We start from the raw sequence: 16,622 nt of genomic DNA, 5'->3' as shown, positions 1-16,622 counted from the left end.
TTTCATTTTCTCTGAACATTACAGATTTTCGTACTTTTTTATTAAATTTTGAACAGATTCACTTCATAAAATAATACAAAACTCCTGTCAAACCCACAATAATTCATAACAATTTCTTACTTTCGCGCCACGATTAAGAAATGGAGATCATGAGCACAAAATTTACTGAATACAAAGGACTTGACTTGCCAAAAGCGGCATCCGAAGTGCTTGATTTTTGGAAGAACGAAAATATATTTGAAAAGAGTGTAACTACACGCGAAGGCAACACGCCTTTTGTGTTTTTTGAAGGACCTCCTTCGGCCAACGGATTGCCAGGAATTCACCACGTGATGGCACGTGCGATTAAAGATATTTTTTGCCGATATAAAACCCAAAAAGGTTTCCAAGTAAAGCGTAAAGCAGGCTGGGACACTCACGGTTTACCTGTAGAATTGGGTACTGAAAAAGAATTAGGCATAACGAAAGAAGATATTGGAAAAACCATCTCCATTGAGGATTATAACGAAGCGTGTAAAAAAACCGTAATGCGTTATACCGATGTTTGGAACGATTTGACTGAAAAAATGGGGTATTGGGTAGATATGGAAGATCCGTATGTGACCTATAAACCCAAGTATATGGAATCCGTTTGGTGGTTGCTAAAACAAATCTACAACAAAGATTTGATGTACAAAGGCTACACCATTCAGCCGTATTCACCAAAAGCTGGTACTGGTTTGTCTTCTCACGAAGTGAATCAGCCTGGAAGTTACCGTGATGTAACGGATACGACCATTGTAGCTCAATTCAAGACATTACCAGAAACATTACCTTCATTTCTACAAGGTTTTGGAGAGATCCACATCTTGGCTTGGACGACAACGCCTTGGACTTTGCCATCGAATACCGCTTTGACAGTTGGGCCAAAAATCGATTATGTTTTAGTAAAAACCTTCAATCAGTATACATTTGAGTCAATTTTTGTGATTTTGGCCAAAAATTTAGTAGGGAAACAATTTGCAAAAGGATTTTTCGCTTCTGAAGATGCAGCTGATTTCGAAAATTTCAAAGCAGGCGATAAAAAAATACCGTATCAAATCGTAGCCGAATGTAAAGGTCAAGATTTAGTGGATATTCGTTATGAGCAATTATTACCTTTTGTTCTACCTTATCAAAATCCTGAAAATGCTTTTAGAGTGATTGCTGGTGATTTTGTAACTACTGAAGACGGTACGGGTATTGTACATACCGCGCCTACATTTGGTGCTGATGATGCTAAAGTAGCCAAAGAAGCTTCTCCAGAAGTGCCACCAATGTTGGTTTTAGATGAAAATGGGACACCAGTTCCTTTGGTAGATTTGCAAGGAAGATTCATTCAAGGTCTTGGAGAGTATTCAGGGAAATACGTTAAAAACGAATATTACAACGAAGGAGAAGCGCCAGAGCGTTCAGTAGATGTCGAAATCGCTATTCGTTTAAAAGAAGAAAACAAAGCCTTCAAAGTAGAGAAATACGTACACAGTTATCCGCATTGTTGGAGAACGGATAAGCCAATATTGTATTATCCATTAGACTCTTGGTTTATCAAAATTACCGAGGTGAGAGACCGTATGTTCGACCTGAACGACAGCATCAACTGGAAGCCAAAAGCTACTGGTGAAGGACGTTTTGGTAATTGGTTGAAAAATGCTAATGATTGGAACTTATCCCGTTCTAGATATTGGGGAATTCCTTTGCCTATATGGAGAACCGAGGACAAACAAGAGGAAATTCTAATTGGTTCCGTTGAAGAATTGTACAACGAAATTGAAAAAGCCATTGCGGCAGGTGTTCAACAGAATAATCCTTTTGCTGGTTTTGAAATTGGAAACATGTCTGAAACTAATTACGATTTGATTGATTTACACAAAAATGTTGTAGACCAAATCACCTTAGTTTCTGCTTCAGGAAAACCAATGAAACGCGAATCCGATTTGATTGACGTTTGGTTTGATTCAGGTGCTATGCCTTATGCGCAATGGCATTATCCGTTTGAAAACAAAGAAAAAATAGATCAAAATACCGATTATCCAGCGGATTTTATTGCTGAAGGTGTCGATCAAACTCGTGGATGGTTTTATACTTTACACGCTATTGGTGCTTTGGTTTTTGATCGAATAGCTTACAAAAACGTAGTATCCAACGGTTTGGTTTTGGATAAAAATGGACAAAAAATGTCCAAGCGTTTGGGTAATGCCGTTGACCCTTTTACCACATTAGAAGAGTATGGTCCTGATGCTACGCGTTGGTATATGATTTCGAATGCCAATCCTTGGGACAACTTGAAGTTCGATATTGAAGGAATTGCTGAGGTGCGTCGTAAGTTCTTTGGAACGTTGTATAATACCTATTCATTCTTTGCTTTATATGCCAATATCGATGGCTTTAGCTATGCAGAAGCTGAGGTTCCTCTAGAAGAGCGCCCTGAGATTGACCAGTGGATCATTTCAGAATTGAACACGTTGATCAAAGAAGTAGATGTGTTTTATGCTGAATATGAACCAACCCGTGCCGCTCGTGCTATTTCTGACTTTGTTCAAGAAAATTTGAGTAACTGGTACGTGCGTTTGTGTAGACGTCGTTTCTGGAAAGGTGAGTATGCTCAAGATAAAATTGCGGCTTATCAAACGCTTTATACTTGTTTGTTAAGCATAGCCAAATTGAGTGCACCTATCGCTCCTTTCTTTATGGATAAGTTGTATAAAGACTTGACACAAGCAACAGGAACAGAGAATTTCGAGTCAGTACACTTGGCACAATTCCCTGTTTCAGTTGAAAAGTTTGTTGATAAATCATTAGAGAGTAAAATGCAGAAGGCGCAAACCATTTCTTCATTAGTGTTATCACTACGTAAAAAGGAAATGATCAAAGTGCGTCAACCACTGCAAAAGGTAATGATTCCAGTACTTGACGCGGTTCAGAAGGCTGAAATCGAAGCGGTTGCAGACCTCATAAAAGCCGAAGTAAACGTCAAAGAAATCGAACTTTTAGATGATGCTTCAGGTGTTTTAGTGAAACAAATTAAACCTAATTTTAAAACTTTAGGCCCTCGTTTTGGTAAGGAAATGGGCTTGATAGCCAAGCAAATACAAGGGTTTACGCCAGAACAAATCAACCAATTAGACAAGGAAGGCAGTATAAGTATTGTAATTTCAGGAAAAGATGTAATTTTATACTTAGCTGATGTTGAAATTTCTTCCCAAGACATTGAAGGTTGGTTGGTAGCCAATGCCAATGGTATCACAGTGGCCTTAGATATCACCATTTCTGAAGAATTGAGAAAAGAAGGCATCGCTAGGGAGTTAGTAAATCGTATTCAGAATATCCGTAAAGATTCTGGTTTCGAGGTAACTGACAAAGTGAAGGTATACGTTCAAAATCATCCGGTACTACATGAAGCTGTTTTAGCCAATGAAAGTTACATTAAGTCAGAAACCTTGACAGAAGCACTTATTTTTGCTGAAACTTTAGAAGATGGAGTGGCCATTGAGTTTGACGAAATCAAATCAAAAATAACGATAACTAAATAAAACTAACCAAAACATAAAACCAACCCCTTAAACTAATTTAGGCTATGATCGAGGAAATCACAAGATACTCAGACGCTGATTTAGCAGAGTTCAAACAGATAATCAAAGAAAAGATTGAAAAAGCACAAGCGGATTTAGACTTGATAAAAAGTGCCTATATGAATGATTTAAATAATGGTACTGACGACACTTCACCTACTTTTAAAGCGTTTGAAGAAGGCAGCGAAACGATGTCTAAAGAAGCGAATTCACAATTGGCCATTCGTCAAGAAAAGTTCTTGCGTGATTTGAAAAATGCGCTATTCCGTGTAGAAAACAAAACCTATGGTATTTGCAGAATTACCGGAAAATTAATTGGCAAAGAAAGGCTAAAAATTGTTCCTCATGCAACCATGAGTATCGAGGCTAAAAACTTGCAACGATAACTATTTAAATTCCAAAATTTAAATTCCAAATTCCAAACGGCTTCGTTGGAATTTGGAATTTCTTTTTTTGAATTTTTTAATTTTTCTACCGAATTTGCCTATTTTTGTCCACTTAAAAGTTTTTATAATGTCTTTACGTCAAGCTTACCTGATTGTTTTTTTATTGTTGTTAGTAGACCAAGTATCCAAAATTTTCATTAAAACTAATTTTGTTTTAGGAGAAGAAGTAGTTGTCTTTGATTGGTTTAAAATCCATTTTATCGAAAATGAAGGTATGGCTTGGGGAACCAAAATTCCTGGCGAATATGGCAAATTATTTTTGACGTTATTTCGTATTTGCGCCGTTCCAGGAATTGGGTATTGGTTGTGGGATACAATTCGAAATCATGAAAGTTCGAATTACTTGATTGTCGCTATATCATTAATATTCGCAGGCGCACTAGGAAATTTAATCGATTCTATTTTTTATGGCGTAATTTTTAATGATAGTTACCAGCAATTGGCAGTATTGTTTTCGGATCAGCCTTATGGTACTTGGTTTCATGGTCAAGTGGTGGACATGTTTTATTTTCCGATTATCAAAGATTTTCCAATGCCAGAATGGGTGCCTTTCCTTGGTGGAAGACCTTTCACTTTCTTTAATGCTATTTTTAATGTGGCTGATGTGGCCATTTCAACGGGTGTAGGAATCTTAATTGTTTTCAATAAAAAAGCTTTTCAGAAGCCAGGGTCTCAGTTCTAGGAGCTTTATCCTGCTGTACGCTATATCTTTTATGCCAAAAACCCTTTCAGTTTTAAATACTGAAAGGGTTTTTGGTATAAAAGGATGCCGCTTCCATCAGGGCTATGGCTTTACGTTACCCAAACAGTTCAGCTGCTACATCTTCAATTTTCGTAACCAACCGAATTTGAATCCCAGTATTTTTAAGCGCAATCTTGTTGTATTTTGAAACGAATATAGTGGAGAAACCCAGTTTTTCTGCCTCTTGTATGCGCTGGTCCACCCGATTCACAGGACGAATTTCTCCTGAAAGTCCAACTTCGCCAGCAAAACAAAAATCTTTATGGATAGGAATGTCTTCGTTGGAAGATAAGATGGCGGCAACTACAGCCAAATCAATCGCAGGATCATCCACTGAGAGACCACCTGTTACGTTCAAAAAGACATCTTTAGCGCCTAATCGGAAACCAGCTCTTTTTTCTAAAACGGCTAAAATCATATTCAATCGTTTGGCATTGTAACCTGTTGTACTTCGCTGTGGCGTTCCGTATACTGCAGTGCTGACCAAGGCTTGTATTTCGATCATTAAAGGACGCATACCTTCTAGTGTGGTAGCAATCGCGGTTCCAGAAAGTTGTTCGTCTTTGTGCGAAATCAATATTTCAGAGGGGTTTGAAACTTCGCGTAAGCCGCTGCCTAACATTTCATAAATTCCTATTTCAGCAGTAGAGCCAAAACGATTTTTAAGTGAACGAAGGATGCGGTACACATGGTTTCTGTCGCCTTCAAATTGCAAAACGGTGTCTACCATATGTTCCAGAATCTTTGGGCCAGCAATGGTGCCATCTTTGGTGATGTGACCAATAAGAATGACCGGGACGTTGGTTTCTTTAGCAAATTTAATCAACTCGGCAGTAGTTTCTCTAATTTGAGAAATGCTTCCAGCAGTCGATTCAATATAATCCGTATGTAGCGTTTGTATCGAGTCGATGATGACAATCTCAGGTTGCATCGATTCAATTTGTTTAAAGATATTTTGTGTTTTGGTTTCGGTCAAAATGTAGCAATTATCTCCATTAGGCGTAATACGTTCAGCACGCATCTTGATTTGCTTTTGACTTTCTTCCCCAGAAACATAGAGCGTTTTGTAAGGAAGTTTTAACGAAATTTGAAGTAAAAGAGTACTTTTTCCAATACCCGGTTCTCCACCCAGTAAAATCAATGAACCAGGAACGATGCCGCCTCCTAAAACACGATTCAATTCTGCATCAGTAGTATCTAATCGAATTTCGGCAGTGGAATCAATTTCGTTGATGCGCAACGGACGAGGTGCTTTGCTTAAAGCAACGGGTTCACTTTTCCAGGCAACTTTTTCTTGTTTTTGTACAATTTCCTCAGCAATCGTGTTCCATTCTTTACAGGAGTTGCATTGTCCTTGCCATTTGGCATATTGCGCGCCACAATTTTGACAAAAAAAGGTAGTTTTTACTTTAGCCATTATTTTTTTGGAGCAATTTTACTCAACATTAATTCATATTTTTCTAGCATCATCGTTTTATTTAATGCCCCGATTTCTTGCATTTGTGAGGCGTTTTGATAACGTTTCATCGCTTTTTTATATTCTTCTTTTTTCTCATACATCAATCCTAATTCATATTCCGCAAGCATTGATTTTGGGTAATTTTTATCGGCCAATATTGCCAGCTGATCCAACTCGTTATAGGCTTTATTTTTTAATATGGCGGCTTCTATAGCCTTAAAATCATTGATTCTTATGGGGGTTTTAAGATGTAGAATTGCTTCAATAGTAGCGTATTTTTTTTCTAAATAATCCACGTATCCAAAGGGTAAAAGTGCGATTTTGTTGTCAAATTCAGCGGATGTTATAGGTTTGTAGCATTCGAAAATTTGATGTAAGGCACTAGGAATGGCCATCAGCGTTTGAGAATAATGTCCGGTACTTTTAAATAAATCAAATTTATAATTTACTGATGGATTGTTGCTTTTTTTGAGGTTATCATTCAGTATTTGTATGGGCTCGGCCACCTGATTTATTTCATCATCACTTGTAGAAAGATAGTAAAAAACGGGTGATTTTAGTACGCTTAGTTGTTCTGGAATTCTCTTTTCCATTAGCGGAGCGAGTTCAGGGTTTAAAACAATATAAGCATTGAATAAGGGTTTTTCTTTGTATAAAAAAAAGTTTAAATATCCTGCTGTAGTGTCTAATCCTGCAATCATTCTGAAGGGTGCTACGCGGTATTTTTTTTCAATTTCTGGTAGTAATTCTTGACTTATGAATTCATAAAATGCAGCTCCTTTCTCATAAGGAAGCCCTTGTGCATTGTCGTAAGCACTGTCGTCAACTCTTTCATCGTTATGATTTTGATGAATTCCGATAATGATAGTCTCCGGAAAATCATCCCAATAGTTGCCATAGGAAAGGGCTCCTTGGAAAGGGTCTACTAAAAAATCACCGTCTAAAAGGACAAGAATCGGGTAGGTTTTGGTGGGGTTTTTCTCGTAAGATGCAGGAATGCTAAGGGTAATTGTTCGTTTCTCCCCTAATTTTTCCGAGGCAAAGGAAATGGTTTTGTTTTGTGCGAAAAGAGCGATTGAAAATAATAAAAAAAAGAAAACTTTTTTCATGGTAGTGGCTTTGTAGGTTAGCATTCCTTATAATAATAAGGCAAGATACTATTTTTAACGCGTTGCATGAAAATCTCAAAAATAAAAATTTTCACTAGGTCGTGCATTTTATTTTTTGGTTATCCCATCAGGGAGGAAAACAAGATTTTACAGTTTGTATAGCTGCGAAATCGGAGTTATAAAAATAAGTAGCCCAAAAAAGGCAGCAACTTTTTGTCAAAGTCCTACCTGTTTGCTTTAAATTTGATTTAACCCTTTCAAAATTATCTAAAAACTTACAGTTTTGAGAATCTTGTGGTTAAGTTAGCGGCGTTTAGTTGCTGTGCTGCTTTATTGAAATTCTATCTAGCACTTTTTTTAGTCTTTAAAAATCAGCGAATCAGCGGTAAAAAAAGTTAGCCAAGCTGCGGTCAAAGTTTTTCCACTTTATTGAAATTTGTGGGTAAAACTTTTAAAAGAGCTTGTATTAATTTTTGGATTTTTCTTTTTGAAAAAATAAAAATTAAGTGAGTGAATTGTCATTTTCATTAGGAAAAATAATCCACGGTTTGAAAGTTTTGGCTACTTCAAATTCTAAGGTAGCATAAGAAATGATGATGATAATGTCATCTTTTTGCACTTTTCTTGCGGCAGGCCCATTTAGGGTAATGATACCTGAGTTTTTTTCGCCTTTGATGGCATAGGTTTCAAAACGTTCTCCATTGTTGATGTTAACAATAGAAACTTTTTCGCCTTCAATAATATTAGAGGCTTCTAGTAAGGCTTCGTCAATAGTAATACTGCCAATATAGTTTAAATCGGCACCAGTTACCTTAACGCGATGAATTTTAGATTTTACGACTTGAATTTGCATAGGGCAAATGTAATTAATTTAATGAAAGGGTATCAATTAAGCGAATGGTATTAACAAAAACGGCAACAAATGCACGGTATTTTTTAGATTTTTCTTTATAAGTAATGGGTAAAAGTGTTGATTCGTCAGCAATTACAAAATATTCCAACTTTAAAAATGGATGTTTTTCGAACTCGTTTTTGGTCCAAAGTGCTACAAAAGCCGCCTCGTTTGTTTGGAATAATTCTTTGGATTTTTTTAGAATGCTATAAATAACTGCAGCTTCACGTCTTTCGGTACTGTTTAATCTTTCATTGCGTGAACTCATGGCAAGTCCGCTGGATTCCCTGTGAATAGGACATCCAATAATTTCAACTGGGAGGTGTGTTTTGGCGACTAGTTTTTTGACTATTTGTAATTGTTGAAAATCTTTTTCTCCAAAATAAGCCTTGGTGGGTGTTACAATTTCAAACAAACGTTTCACGATAGTGCCTACTCCATCAAAATGTCCGGGTCTAAAAGCGCCTTCCATTTGGTGTTCTAATCCATCAAAATCAAATGATTGCGCTAAGGTTTTTCCCTCATACATATCGTCAACTGTGGGTGCAAATACAATTATAGCCTCGCTAAGGGTACTCATTTTTAACACATCATGCTCTAGCGTTCTGGGGTATTTTTCCAGATCTTCTGCATTGTTAAATTGAGTTGGGTTGACAAATATGCTAACTATGGTAAGGTCGTTTTCTTGTAATGATTGTTTCATTAAAGCCAAATGGCCCTCATGCAATGCTCCCATCGTTGGTACGAAGCCTATAGTTGAATTACTTGATTTATGAAGCGTCAAGAATTCTGTTAAATCGATGTTTTTATTGAATATTTGCATGCTCAAACTATTAAAATTGGGTACAAACTTACTATTTTAGTCCATAACTGCATAAAATTTTGTAATTTTGCACCGTTTTTATTGCCAATACCTAAAGTAAATACTACTATGAAAGACAAGAGGATATTATATGTGTCATCTGAGGTTGTTCCTTACCTTGCTGAAAATGAGGTCTCTTTAATGTCTTATGATGTGCCAAAAATGATCAATGATCAAGGCGGACAGATTCGCATTTTTATGCCGCGTTATGGAAATATTAACGAAAGAAGACATCAATTGCACGAAGTAATTCGACTTTCGGGGATGAATTTAGTGGTCAATGACTTAGATATGCCTTTGATAATTAAGGTGGCGTCTATACCTAAAGAGCGCATCCAGGTTTATTTTATTGATAATGATGAGTATTTCAAACGCAAAGCCACGTTTGCAGATGAAGAAGGGGTGTTGTATCCTGATAATGATGAACGCGCTATATTTTTTGCAAAAGGCGTAGTAGAAACCGTTAAAAAATTAAATTGGGTTCCAGATATTATTCACGTTCACGGTTGGATGGCTTCTATTTTGCCGGTGTATATGAAGCATTATTACAAAAATGAAGCTTTGTTTTCTGAGACTAAAATCGTGACTTCAGTATATTCTGAATCTTTCAGCGAAACGTTGGATCTAGATATGATCAATAAAGTAAAGTTTGATGGAATACCGAGCGAAGCTATAGCTGATTTAGAAGTGCCTACTTATGAAAACATCATGAAAACAGCTATTTTGAACTCTGATGCAGTGATTATCGCTTCTAATAATTTAACGCCAAGTTTAACAAAATTTATAGAATCTTCTGAGAAACCTTTTTTACCTTTCCTCCCTAAAGATGGATTTGCAGAGGCTTATACCAATTTCTATACTAATCAGTTGCTTTAATTTTTAACCTTACATTATTTATGTACACTACCGCATTCTTGAAGAAGTTATTTGTTTTTTGTGCTTTTTTCCTGTTGATCTCTTGTGATAAAGATTACAATCTGGTTGGAGAAGATTTAATTGGAGATAATAATTTTGATTTAGGGAAAGAGTACTTTGCCGTAAAAGCATATAATCAAAAAACGGGAGTAGTACAAACCAATAATATGGCTTTAAATGCTTTAGGGGTTTATACCAATGCGGCATTTGGCACGACTACCGCTAGTTTTGTAACTCAGGTAACTTTGTCAGCTGTTAATCCAACTATTGGAGCAAATCCAGTGATGGATAGTGTCGTGGTTACGATTCCTTATTTCTCTACTGCCAAAAGTTCTGATGCTAGTACCGGTAAAATTACCTACGAATTAGATTCTATTTATGGAGGTTCAAAAGCCAAGTTTAAGTTAAGTATCTTTGAATCTGGTTACTTTATCCGTGATTTAGATCCCGCGACTAATTTTAAAGAAAAACAGCCGTATTATAGCAATCAAAAAAATGATTTTGACGCCTTAAAAATTGGTAATCGAATCAATAACTCAGCGGATGCCAAAGAAAATGATGCTTTTTATTTTGATCCATCAGAAATTACGGAAACTACAATTGATGAAAGCACTAAAAAAGCGACCAATACAAAATCTAAGCCAGCGATGCGCTTAAAGTTAAGTACTGATTTCTTTTTAAACAAAATTTTAAAAGCTCCAGAGGGTAAATTAGCCACCAATGATGTTTTTAAAAATTATTTTAGAGGACTTTATTTTAAAGTAGAGAAAAATTCATCTGAAGAAAGTCTAGCGATGATTGATTTTTCAAAGGGAGTTATTAGAATGTATTACAAAGAAGATTTGTCTACAACAACTAATGGAACGACTACTGTGACAAGAGAGAAAAAGACATTAGAACTTGCACTTTCCGGTAATACTGTTAATTTTTTAGAGCAATCTAATGTGAATAGTGACTATGCTAACGCTATAGCGACTTCAAATCCGACAACTGGAGATCAAAAATTGTATGTAAAAGGAGGCGAAGGTTCCTTAGCTGTAATTGAATTATTCGGGCCGGACAAGGATAATAACGGTGTGGCAGATGAGTTAGAGGCTATCAGAACTAAAGGATGGTTGATTAACGAAGCGAATTTGGTTTTCAATATTGACGCTACAGCTATGAAAAATTCAGTAGAACCTAATCGAGTTTTTATCTATGACTTGACCAATGAAAACGCAGTATTGGATTATTTGACTGATTTTACCACTGTTTCAGGGGCTGCCAAGAAAAATAAATACATTTTTGATGGGTTATTGCAAAAAGAATCCGGTGCTGATGGAAGAGGTACGAAATATAAAATAAGAATTACCAATCAAATTAAAAATTTGATTAAATATAAAGATTCAACCAATGTAAAATTAGGTTTAGTGGTTACAGAAGATATTGCAATAGGGACTTTTAACAAATTGCTAACCCCAAATGCACTTTTTTCAACCTTGCCAACCGCATCAGTGATAAACCCTCTTGGGACGGTGCTTTATGGAGCGCATCCCGCAGTACCTGAAGAAAAAAGATTGCGTTTAGAAATTATTTATACCAAACCAAAATTATAAAATAACATGTGCGGAATTGTTGGATACATAGGACATAGAGAAGCTTACCCAATTGTGATAAAAGGGTTAAAGCGATTAGAATACAGAGGATATGATAGCGCCGGAATCATGGTGTATGATGGGCAAGAGATTAAACTTTGTAAAACCAAAGGAAAAGTAACTGATCTAGAAGCGAAAGCAGCTGTAGAAATCACCGCTAATGGGACAATAGGTATGGGACATACTCGTTGGGCCACTCACGGTGTTCCTAATGATGTGAATTCTCATCCGCATGTTTCTAATTCAGGAGATCTTACCATCATTCACAATGGGATTATTGAAAATTATGCCCCTTTAAAACAAGAGTTAATCAATAGAGGCTATGTGTTTCATTCTGATACAGATACAGAAGTGTTAGTGAATTTGATTGAAGAGGTACAAAAAAAGGAAAAACTTAAACTAGGAAAAGCGGTTCAGTTAGCATTAAATCAAGTAATTGGAGCTTATGCTATTGCTGTTTTTGATAAAAAAAATCCAAATGAAATTGTAGCAGCACGTTTGGGGAGTCCATTGGCAATTGGTGTAGGTGAGGGGGAATTTTTTATAGCTTCTGATGCTTCTCCTTTTATAGAATATACTTCTAATGCAGTTTATTTAGAAGATGGAGAGATGGCCAACATTCGTTTGCACAAACCTATGAAAGTGCGTAAAATCATGGATGACTCATTAGTAGATCCATACATTCAGGAGCTACAAATGAACTTGGAGCAAATTGAAAAAGGAGGGTACGAGCATTTCATGTTGAAAGAAATTTATGAACAACCTAGTGTTATCAAAGATACTTACAGAGGTAGATTACATGCTAATGAGGGTATTATTCAAATGGCAGGTGTGGAAGATAACTTGGAAAAGTTTCTAAATGCGGAACGTATTATCATTGTAGCTTGTGGTACGTCATGGCATGCAGGTTTAGTAGCTGAATATGTTTTTGAAGAATTTACAAGAATTCCTGTTGAAGTAGAATATGCCTCCGAATTTAGATACCGAAACCCAATTATTACTAGTAAAGATGTTGTAATTGCGATATCACAATCAGGAGAGACAGCCGATACAATGGCTGCAATCAAATTAGCCAAGGAGCATGGAGCTTTTGTTTTTGGAGTGTGTAATGTAGTAGGTTCTTCTATTTCAAGAGAAACTCATGCTGGAGCTTATACTCACGCAGGTCCTGAAATTGGAGTGGCTTCTACTAAGGCGTTTACTACTCAAATTACGGTATTGACAATGATTGCGTTACGTTTAGCGAAAGCGAAAGGAACTTTAACTCAATCTCAGTATCATACTTATTTGCAAGAACTAGAATGCATTCCTTCAAAAGTGGTAGAGGCTTTAGAGACGAATGATACAACCAAAGAAATTGCAGCCACCTTTAAAGATGCGCCTAATTGTCTTTATCTAGGACGTGGGTATAATTTTCCAGTTGCCTTAGAAGGGGCATTAAAATTAAAAGAGATTTCTTATATTCACGCTGAAGGCTATCCAGCAGCAGAAATGAAGCATGGACCCATAGCGCTTATTGATGATCAAATGCCGGTGATTGTCATAGCACCTAAGCAAGGGCATTATGATAAAATTGTTAGTAATATCCAAGAGATAAAGTCTAGAAGTGGTAGAATTATTGCCGTTGTTACTAAAGGGGATACTCAAGTTAGAGATTTAGCTGATTTTGTGATTGAGATTCCAGAAACATCTGATGCATTATCGCCTTTAATTACTACCATTCCTTTGCAGTTGCTTTCTTATCATATTGCAGTTTTAAGAGGTTGTAATGTAGATCAACCTAGAAATCTAGCAAAATCTGTAACAGTAGAATAGTTTTGTATTTATATAGTTAGCCCCAAATACTTCGGTATTTGGGGCTTTTTTTATGGTTGTTTTTGAGATTTTGGCCTCTTTTTGTTGTTGTTTTCAATCGTTTTCGTTGATGAAATCATTTTTATTAAAAATGCAAAAAAAGAGATTAAAAAATACGATAAATTTAATTTATTATGCATGCATAACTTTTTATGCAGTAGTTGGCTTTTAATTTGAAGTATTTTAAAAAATATCATAATTATATTATGCTTTTTTTAGCCTACTTTAAGTATTATATTGATAGTTTTTTGTGTCAATTTTTATTAATGTCAAAATAATTTTTACATTTACTACCTAAACCAATTAACACAAAGCTAATGAGAATTTATTTACTTTTTTTGTCGTTGTTTTTTTGCGGACTCACTTTTGCGCAAAATTCAATTTCAGGGATTGTTAGAGATGCTAACAATCAACCTATCCCTGGTGTCAATATTAAAGTGGTCGGTCAATCCATAAGTACGGTTACGGATTATGATGGTCAATTTGTATTAAATTCAATCAAAGTATTGCCAATAACGATTGAAGTTACGAATCTTGGATTTACCTCACAAACCATAAAAGTGAGTGCTTACAATCAAAAAGTAAGTGTAAAATTACTAGATCAAGAAACGAAATTAGATGAAATTGTAGTTTCTGCTTCAAGAACTCCTGAGAGAGTTTTAGAATCTCCAGTTACCATTGAGAGAATGGGTATTGCTGAGATTAAAAAAACAGCCTCTCCTTCTTTTTATGATGGATTAGAGAATTTAAAAGAAGTACAAATGAATACCTCAAGTATGTCTTTTAAATCGATAAACACTCGTGGGTTTGCCTCTGTAGCTAACGTTCGTTTTATGCAGTTGGTGGATGGTATGGATAATGCTTCTCCCTTGTTAAACTTCGTTTTAGGAAACCTTATTGGATTGTCTGAAATTGATGTGCAAAGTGTAGAATTGTTGCCTGGTGCTTCTTCAGCATTATATGGGGCAAATGCCTTTAATGGTATTTTGTTTATGAACAGTAAAAGTCCGTTTTCGTCTCCAGGCATTACTGCTTACGCGAAATTTGGACAAACTTCTCAAAAAGCGGCAGGTACCAACGACTACGTAGATTACGGGGTGAGAATGGCTGGCGTTTTTAGTCCAAAATTTGCTGCCAAAGCTAATTTTACTTACATGAGAGGTACGGAGTGGTATGCTACTAATTATGATGATAAAACCAGAAAAGGAATAGATCGTAATTATTATGGTTATGATGGAATTAATGTATACGGTGATGAAGTTGCGACGGTTATTCCCGCTCCAACCTTACCAGCTGACAAGGTTTCAAGAACAGGTTACAATGAGGTGGATTTGACCGATAATAAAGTGTCTAATACTAAAATTGATTTTTCCTTACATTACCGTCCATTTGGTGATGAAAAATTAGAAGTGATTTGGCAAAGTAAATTTGGTTTTGGAAATACAGTGTATCAAGGAGCCAATCGTTATTATTTGAATAATTTTTTCATGCAACAACATAAATTGGAATTCAAAGGGAAAAACTTCTTTGTAAGAGGGTATACTACTACTGAAGATGGTGGTCAATCGTATGATATGTTGTTTACGGGTATTAATATCAATAGAAAATGGAAGTCCGATAGCCAGTGGTTTAGGGACTACGCAACTGCTTATGCTGGTGCTTCACTGGGTGGTATGTTGCCAGCCGATGCACATAAGGTTGCTAGAGCCAATGCGGATACAGGTAGGTTAATTCCTGGTACTGCCGCATTCAAAGAAGCTTTTAATCAAGTAATTGCGGATCCAGATGTTTTAACAGGTTCTAAATTAGTGGACAATTCTAGAATCTATCATTCCGATGCAAATTATAATTTTAAAGATCAAATAAAATTTGCAGAACTTCAAGTAGGAGGGTCGTTTAGATTGTATGAATTGAATTCTTTTGGTAGAATTTATACCGATAAAAATGGTCCAATCAATTATAATGAGTACGGATTTTATGCGCAAGCTCAGAAGAAAGTAATGGAGGATCGTTTGAAAATTACCGCTTCTATGAGGTATGATAAAGCTAAAAACTTTGATGGCAATTACTCTCCAAGAGTCTCTTTAGTGTATTCAGGGGGGCAAAACAAAAATCATAATTTTAGAGGGTCTTTCCAAACTGGTTTCAGAAATCCATCTACTCAGGATCAATACATTGGTTTTAATGTTGGAAGTGCGATTCTGTTAGGGTCTGCGCCAGACAATTTAACTAGATATACGGAAACATTGCCGATTACTGGTGCTGTTGGACAGTCTTTAGCGGGAGGTAGTTCGGTGTCGATTAATGGGACAAACGCTTATGATAATTCATATACAGCCTCGTCTGTTTTAGCTTTTTCTGCGTCGGGAGGTAATTCAGCTTTGCTAAAGAAAACTAACGTAGATTTAGTGAAACCAGAAGAGGTTAAGGCTTTCGAATTAGGGTATCGTTCTTTCATAAACAATACATCGATTGATATTAATGGTTACTACAATAGTTACAATAATTTTATTGGTAATTTGAATGTAGTAGCTCCTTTGTATGGAAAAGCTCAAGATGCACCAAGTTTAACAGGGTTTCCAACTGATTTAGGTGCGCAATCTATTCATGCACTGTCAACAGGAAATACTAGAACATTTCAATTGTATACCAATACGGCATTAAAAATTAAATCTTTAGGTTTTGGAATTGGATTGTCAAGAAAAGTGTATCAAGACTTTGAAGTGGGTGTAAACTATAATTATGCACAATTTGATTTTGATCAAGAAAAAGATCCTAGTTTTGAAGCAGGTTTTAATACTCCAAAGCATAGAATTAAGGCATCGTTGAGTAATGAAAAATTATTTAAAAACTTCGGATTTAATGTAAGTGGACGATGGAATAGTGAGTATTTATGGCAGTCTTCTTTTGCTGATGGTACTATTGCTTCAGCTACTGTAATTGATGCGCAGTTGAACTATAATTTCCCAGCTTTAAAATCAACCTTAAAAGTAGGGGCTTCCAATATTGGAGGTAAAGAGTATGGTCAAGTATTAGGAGCAGGTTTAATCGGACAGCAGTATTTTGCTTCATGGACAATTAATCCTTAAATTATATATTAATAGTAAAAAAGCATAAAA

General features: G+C 36.0%; 11 protein-coding genes. 7 read left to right on the top strand and 4 right to left on the bottom strand.

Annotation, left to right across the window (positions count from 1 at the left end; all coding sequences use genetic code 11):
• Positions 1-149: 149 nt before the first annotated feature.
• From ileS to ACSVH7_RS02075, 3 genes are all read left to right on the top strand, one after another.
• Positions 150-3,551, top strand: coding sequence for an isoleucine--tRNA ligase (gene ileS / locus ACSVH7_RS02085; RefSeq protein WP_438065033.1), 3,402 nt, complete (start codon positions 150-152; stop codon positions 3,549-3,551).
• A gap of 44 nt (positions 3,552-3,595) precedes the next feature.
• Entirely contained in the window at positions 3,596-3,976 is a 381-nt protein-coding gene (locus ACSVH7_RS02080) for a TraR/DksA family transcriptional regulator (protein WP_438065032.1), read from the top strand.
• A 127-nt stretch (positions 3,977-4,103) separates the two neighbouring features.
• The gene (locus ACSVH7_RS02075) at positions 4,104-4,718 is read left to right on the top strand and encodes a lipoprotein signal peptidase (protein ID WP_438065031.1); all 615 of its coding nucleotides are present in this window, start codon (positions 4,104-4,106) and stop codon (positions 4,716-4,718) included.
• Between the two features lie 115 nt (positions 4,719-4,833).
• On the opposite strand, the gene radA is transcribed toward ACSVH7_RS02075, so the two are convergent.
• From radA to panC, 4 genes are all read right to left on the bottom strand, one after another.
• Entirely contained in the window at positions 4,834-6,195 is a 1,362-nt protein-coding gene (gene radA / locus ACSVH7_RS02070) for a DNA repair protein RadA (protein WP_438065030.1), read from the bottom strand.
• Positions 6,195-7,346, bottom strand: a complete 1,152-nt coding sequence (locus tag ACSVH7_RS02065) for an alpha/beta hydrolase (RefSeq protein ID WP_438065029.1) — start codon at positions 7,344-7,346, stop codon at positions 6,195-6,197. Before ACSVH7_RS02065 ends, radA begins: the two co-directional genes overlap by 1 nt.
• Positions 7,347-7,848: 502 nt before the next feature.
• Entirely contained in the window at positions 7,849-8,199 is a 351-nt protein-coding gene (gene panD / locus ACSVH7_RS02060; protein ID WP_438065028.1) for an aspartate 1-decarboxylase, read from the bottom strand.
• 13 nt (positions 8,200-8,212) lie between these two features.
• Entirely contained in the window at positions 8,213-9,061 is an 849-nt protein-coding gene (gene panC / locus ACSVH7_RS02055; protein ID WP_438065027.1) for a pantoate--beta-alanine ligase, read from the bottom strand.
• A gap of 108 nt (positions 9,062-9,169) precedes the next feature.
• Between panC and ACSVH7_RS02050 the strand changes: the two genes are divergently transcribed.
• The 4 genes from ACSVH7_RS02050 to ACSVH7_RS02035 all read left to right on the top strand — a co-directional run bounded on the left by ACSVH7_RS02050 (position 9,170) and on the right by ACSVH7_RS02035 (position 16,592).
• Entirely contained in the window at positions 9,170-9,976 is an 807-nt protein-coding gene (locus ACSVH7_RS02050) for a glycogen/starch synthase (protein ID WP_438065026.1), read from the top strand.
• A gap of 20 nt (positions 9,977-9,996) precedes the next feature.
• Positions 9,997-11,610 (top strand): DUF4270 domain-containing protein, encoded by a 1,614-nt coding sequence (locus tag ACSVH7_RS02045; RefSeq protein WP_438065025.1) that lies wholly within the window; start codon positions 9,997-9,999, stop codon positions 11,608-11,610.
• 6 nt (positions 11,611-11,616) lie between these two features.
• Entirely contained in the window at positions 11,617-13,464 is a 1,848-nt protein-coding gene (glmS, locus tag ACSVH7_RS02040) for a glutamine--fructose-6-phosphate transaminase (isomerizing) (protein WP_438065024.1), read from the top strand.
• 356 nt (positions 13,465-13,820) lie between these two features.
• Positions 13,821-16,592, top strand: coding sequence for a TonB-dependent receptor (locus ACSVH7_RS02035; RefSeq protein WP_438065023.1), 2,772 nt, complete (start codon positions 13,821-13,823; stop codon positions 16,590-16,592).
• Positions 16,593-16,622 lie beyond the last annotated feature (30 nt).

Origin of the sequence: Flavobacterium sp. TSSA_36, from assembly GCF_051547165.1 — a bacterium.
Lineage (GTDB): Bacteria > Bacteroidota > Bacteroidia > Flavobacteriales > Flavobacteriaceae > Flavobacterium.
Note: the sequence above shows the minus strand (reverse complement) of the source record. Positions and strands in the feature narration are given on the sequence as shown.

Bases quoted from the DNA above. Each gene is read 5' to 3' on its own strand.
- ACSVH7_RS02045 (WP_438065025.1), top strand. From the start codon at position 9,997: ATGTACACTACCGCATTCTTGAAGAAGTTATTTGTTTTTTGTGCTTTT.
- ACSVH7_RS02065 (WP_438065029.1), bottom strand. From the start codon at position 7,346: ATGAAAAAAGTTTTCTTTTTTTTATTATTTTCAATCGCTCTTTTCGCA.
- glmS (WP_438065024.1), top strand. From the start codon at position 11,617: ATGTGCGGAATTGTTGGATACATAGGACATAGAGAAGCTTACCCAATT.
- radA (WP_438065030.1), bottom strand. From the start codon at position 6,195: ATGGCTAAAGTAAAAACTACCTTTTTTTGTCAAAATTGTGGCGCGCAA.
- panC (WP_438065027.1), bottom strand. From the start codon at position 9,061: ATGCAAATATTCAATAAAAACATCGATTTAACAGAATTCTTGACGCTT.
- ACSVH7_RS02050 (WP_438065026.1), top strand. From the start codon at position 9,170: ATGAAAGACAAGAGGATATTATATGTGTCATCTGAGGTTGTTCCTTAC.
- ACSVH7_RS02035 (WP_438065023.1), top strand. From the start codon at position 13,821: ATGAGAATTTATTTACTTTTTTTGTCGTTGTTTTTTTGCGGACTCACT.
- panD (WP_438065028.1), bottom strand. From the start codon at position 8,199: ATGCAAATTCAAGTCGTAAAATCTAAAATTCATCGCGTTAAGGTAACT.
- ACSVH7_RS02080 (WP_438065032.1), top strand. From the start codon at position 3,596: ATGATCGAGGAAATCACAAGATACTCAGACGCTGATTTAGCAGAGTTC.
- ACSVH7_RS02075 (WP_438065031.1), top strand. From the start codon at position 4,104: ATGTCTTTACGTCAAGCTTACCTGATTGTTTTTTTATTGTTGTTAGTA.
- ileS (WP_438065033.1), top strand. From the start codon at position 150: ATGAGCACAAAATTTACTGAATACAAAGGACTTGACTTGCCAAAAGCG.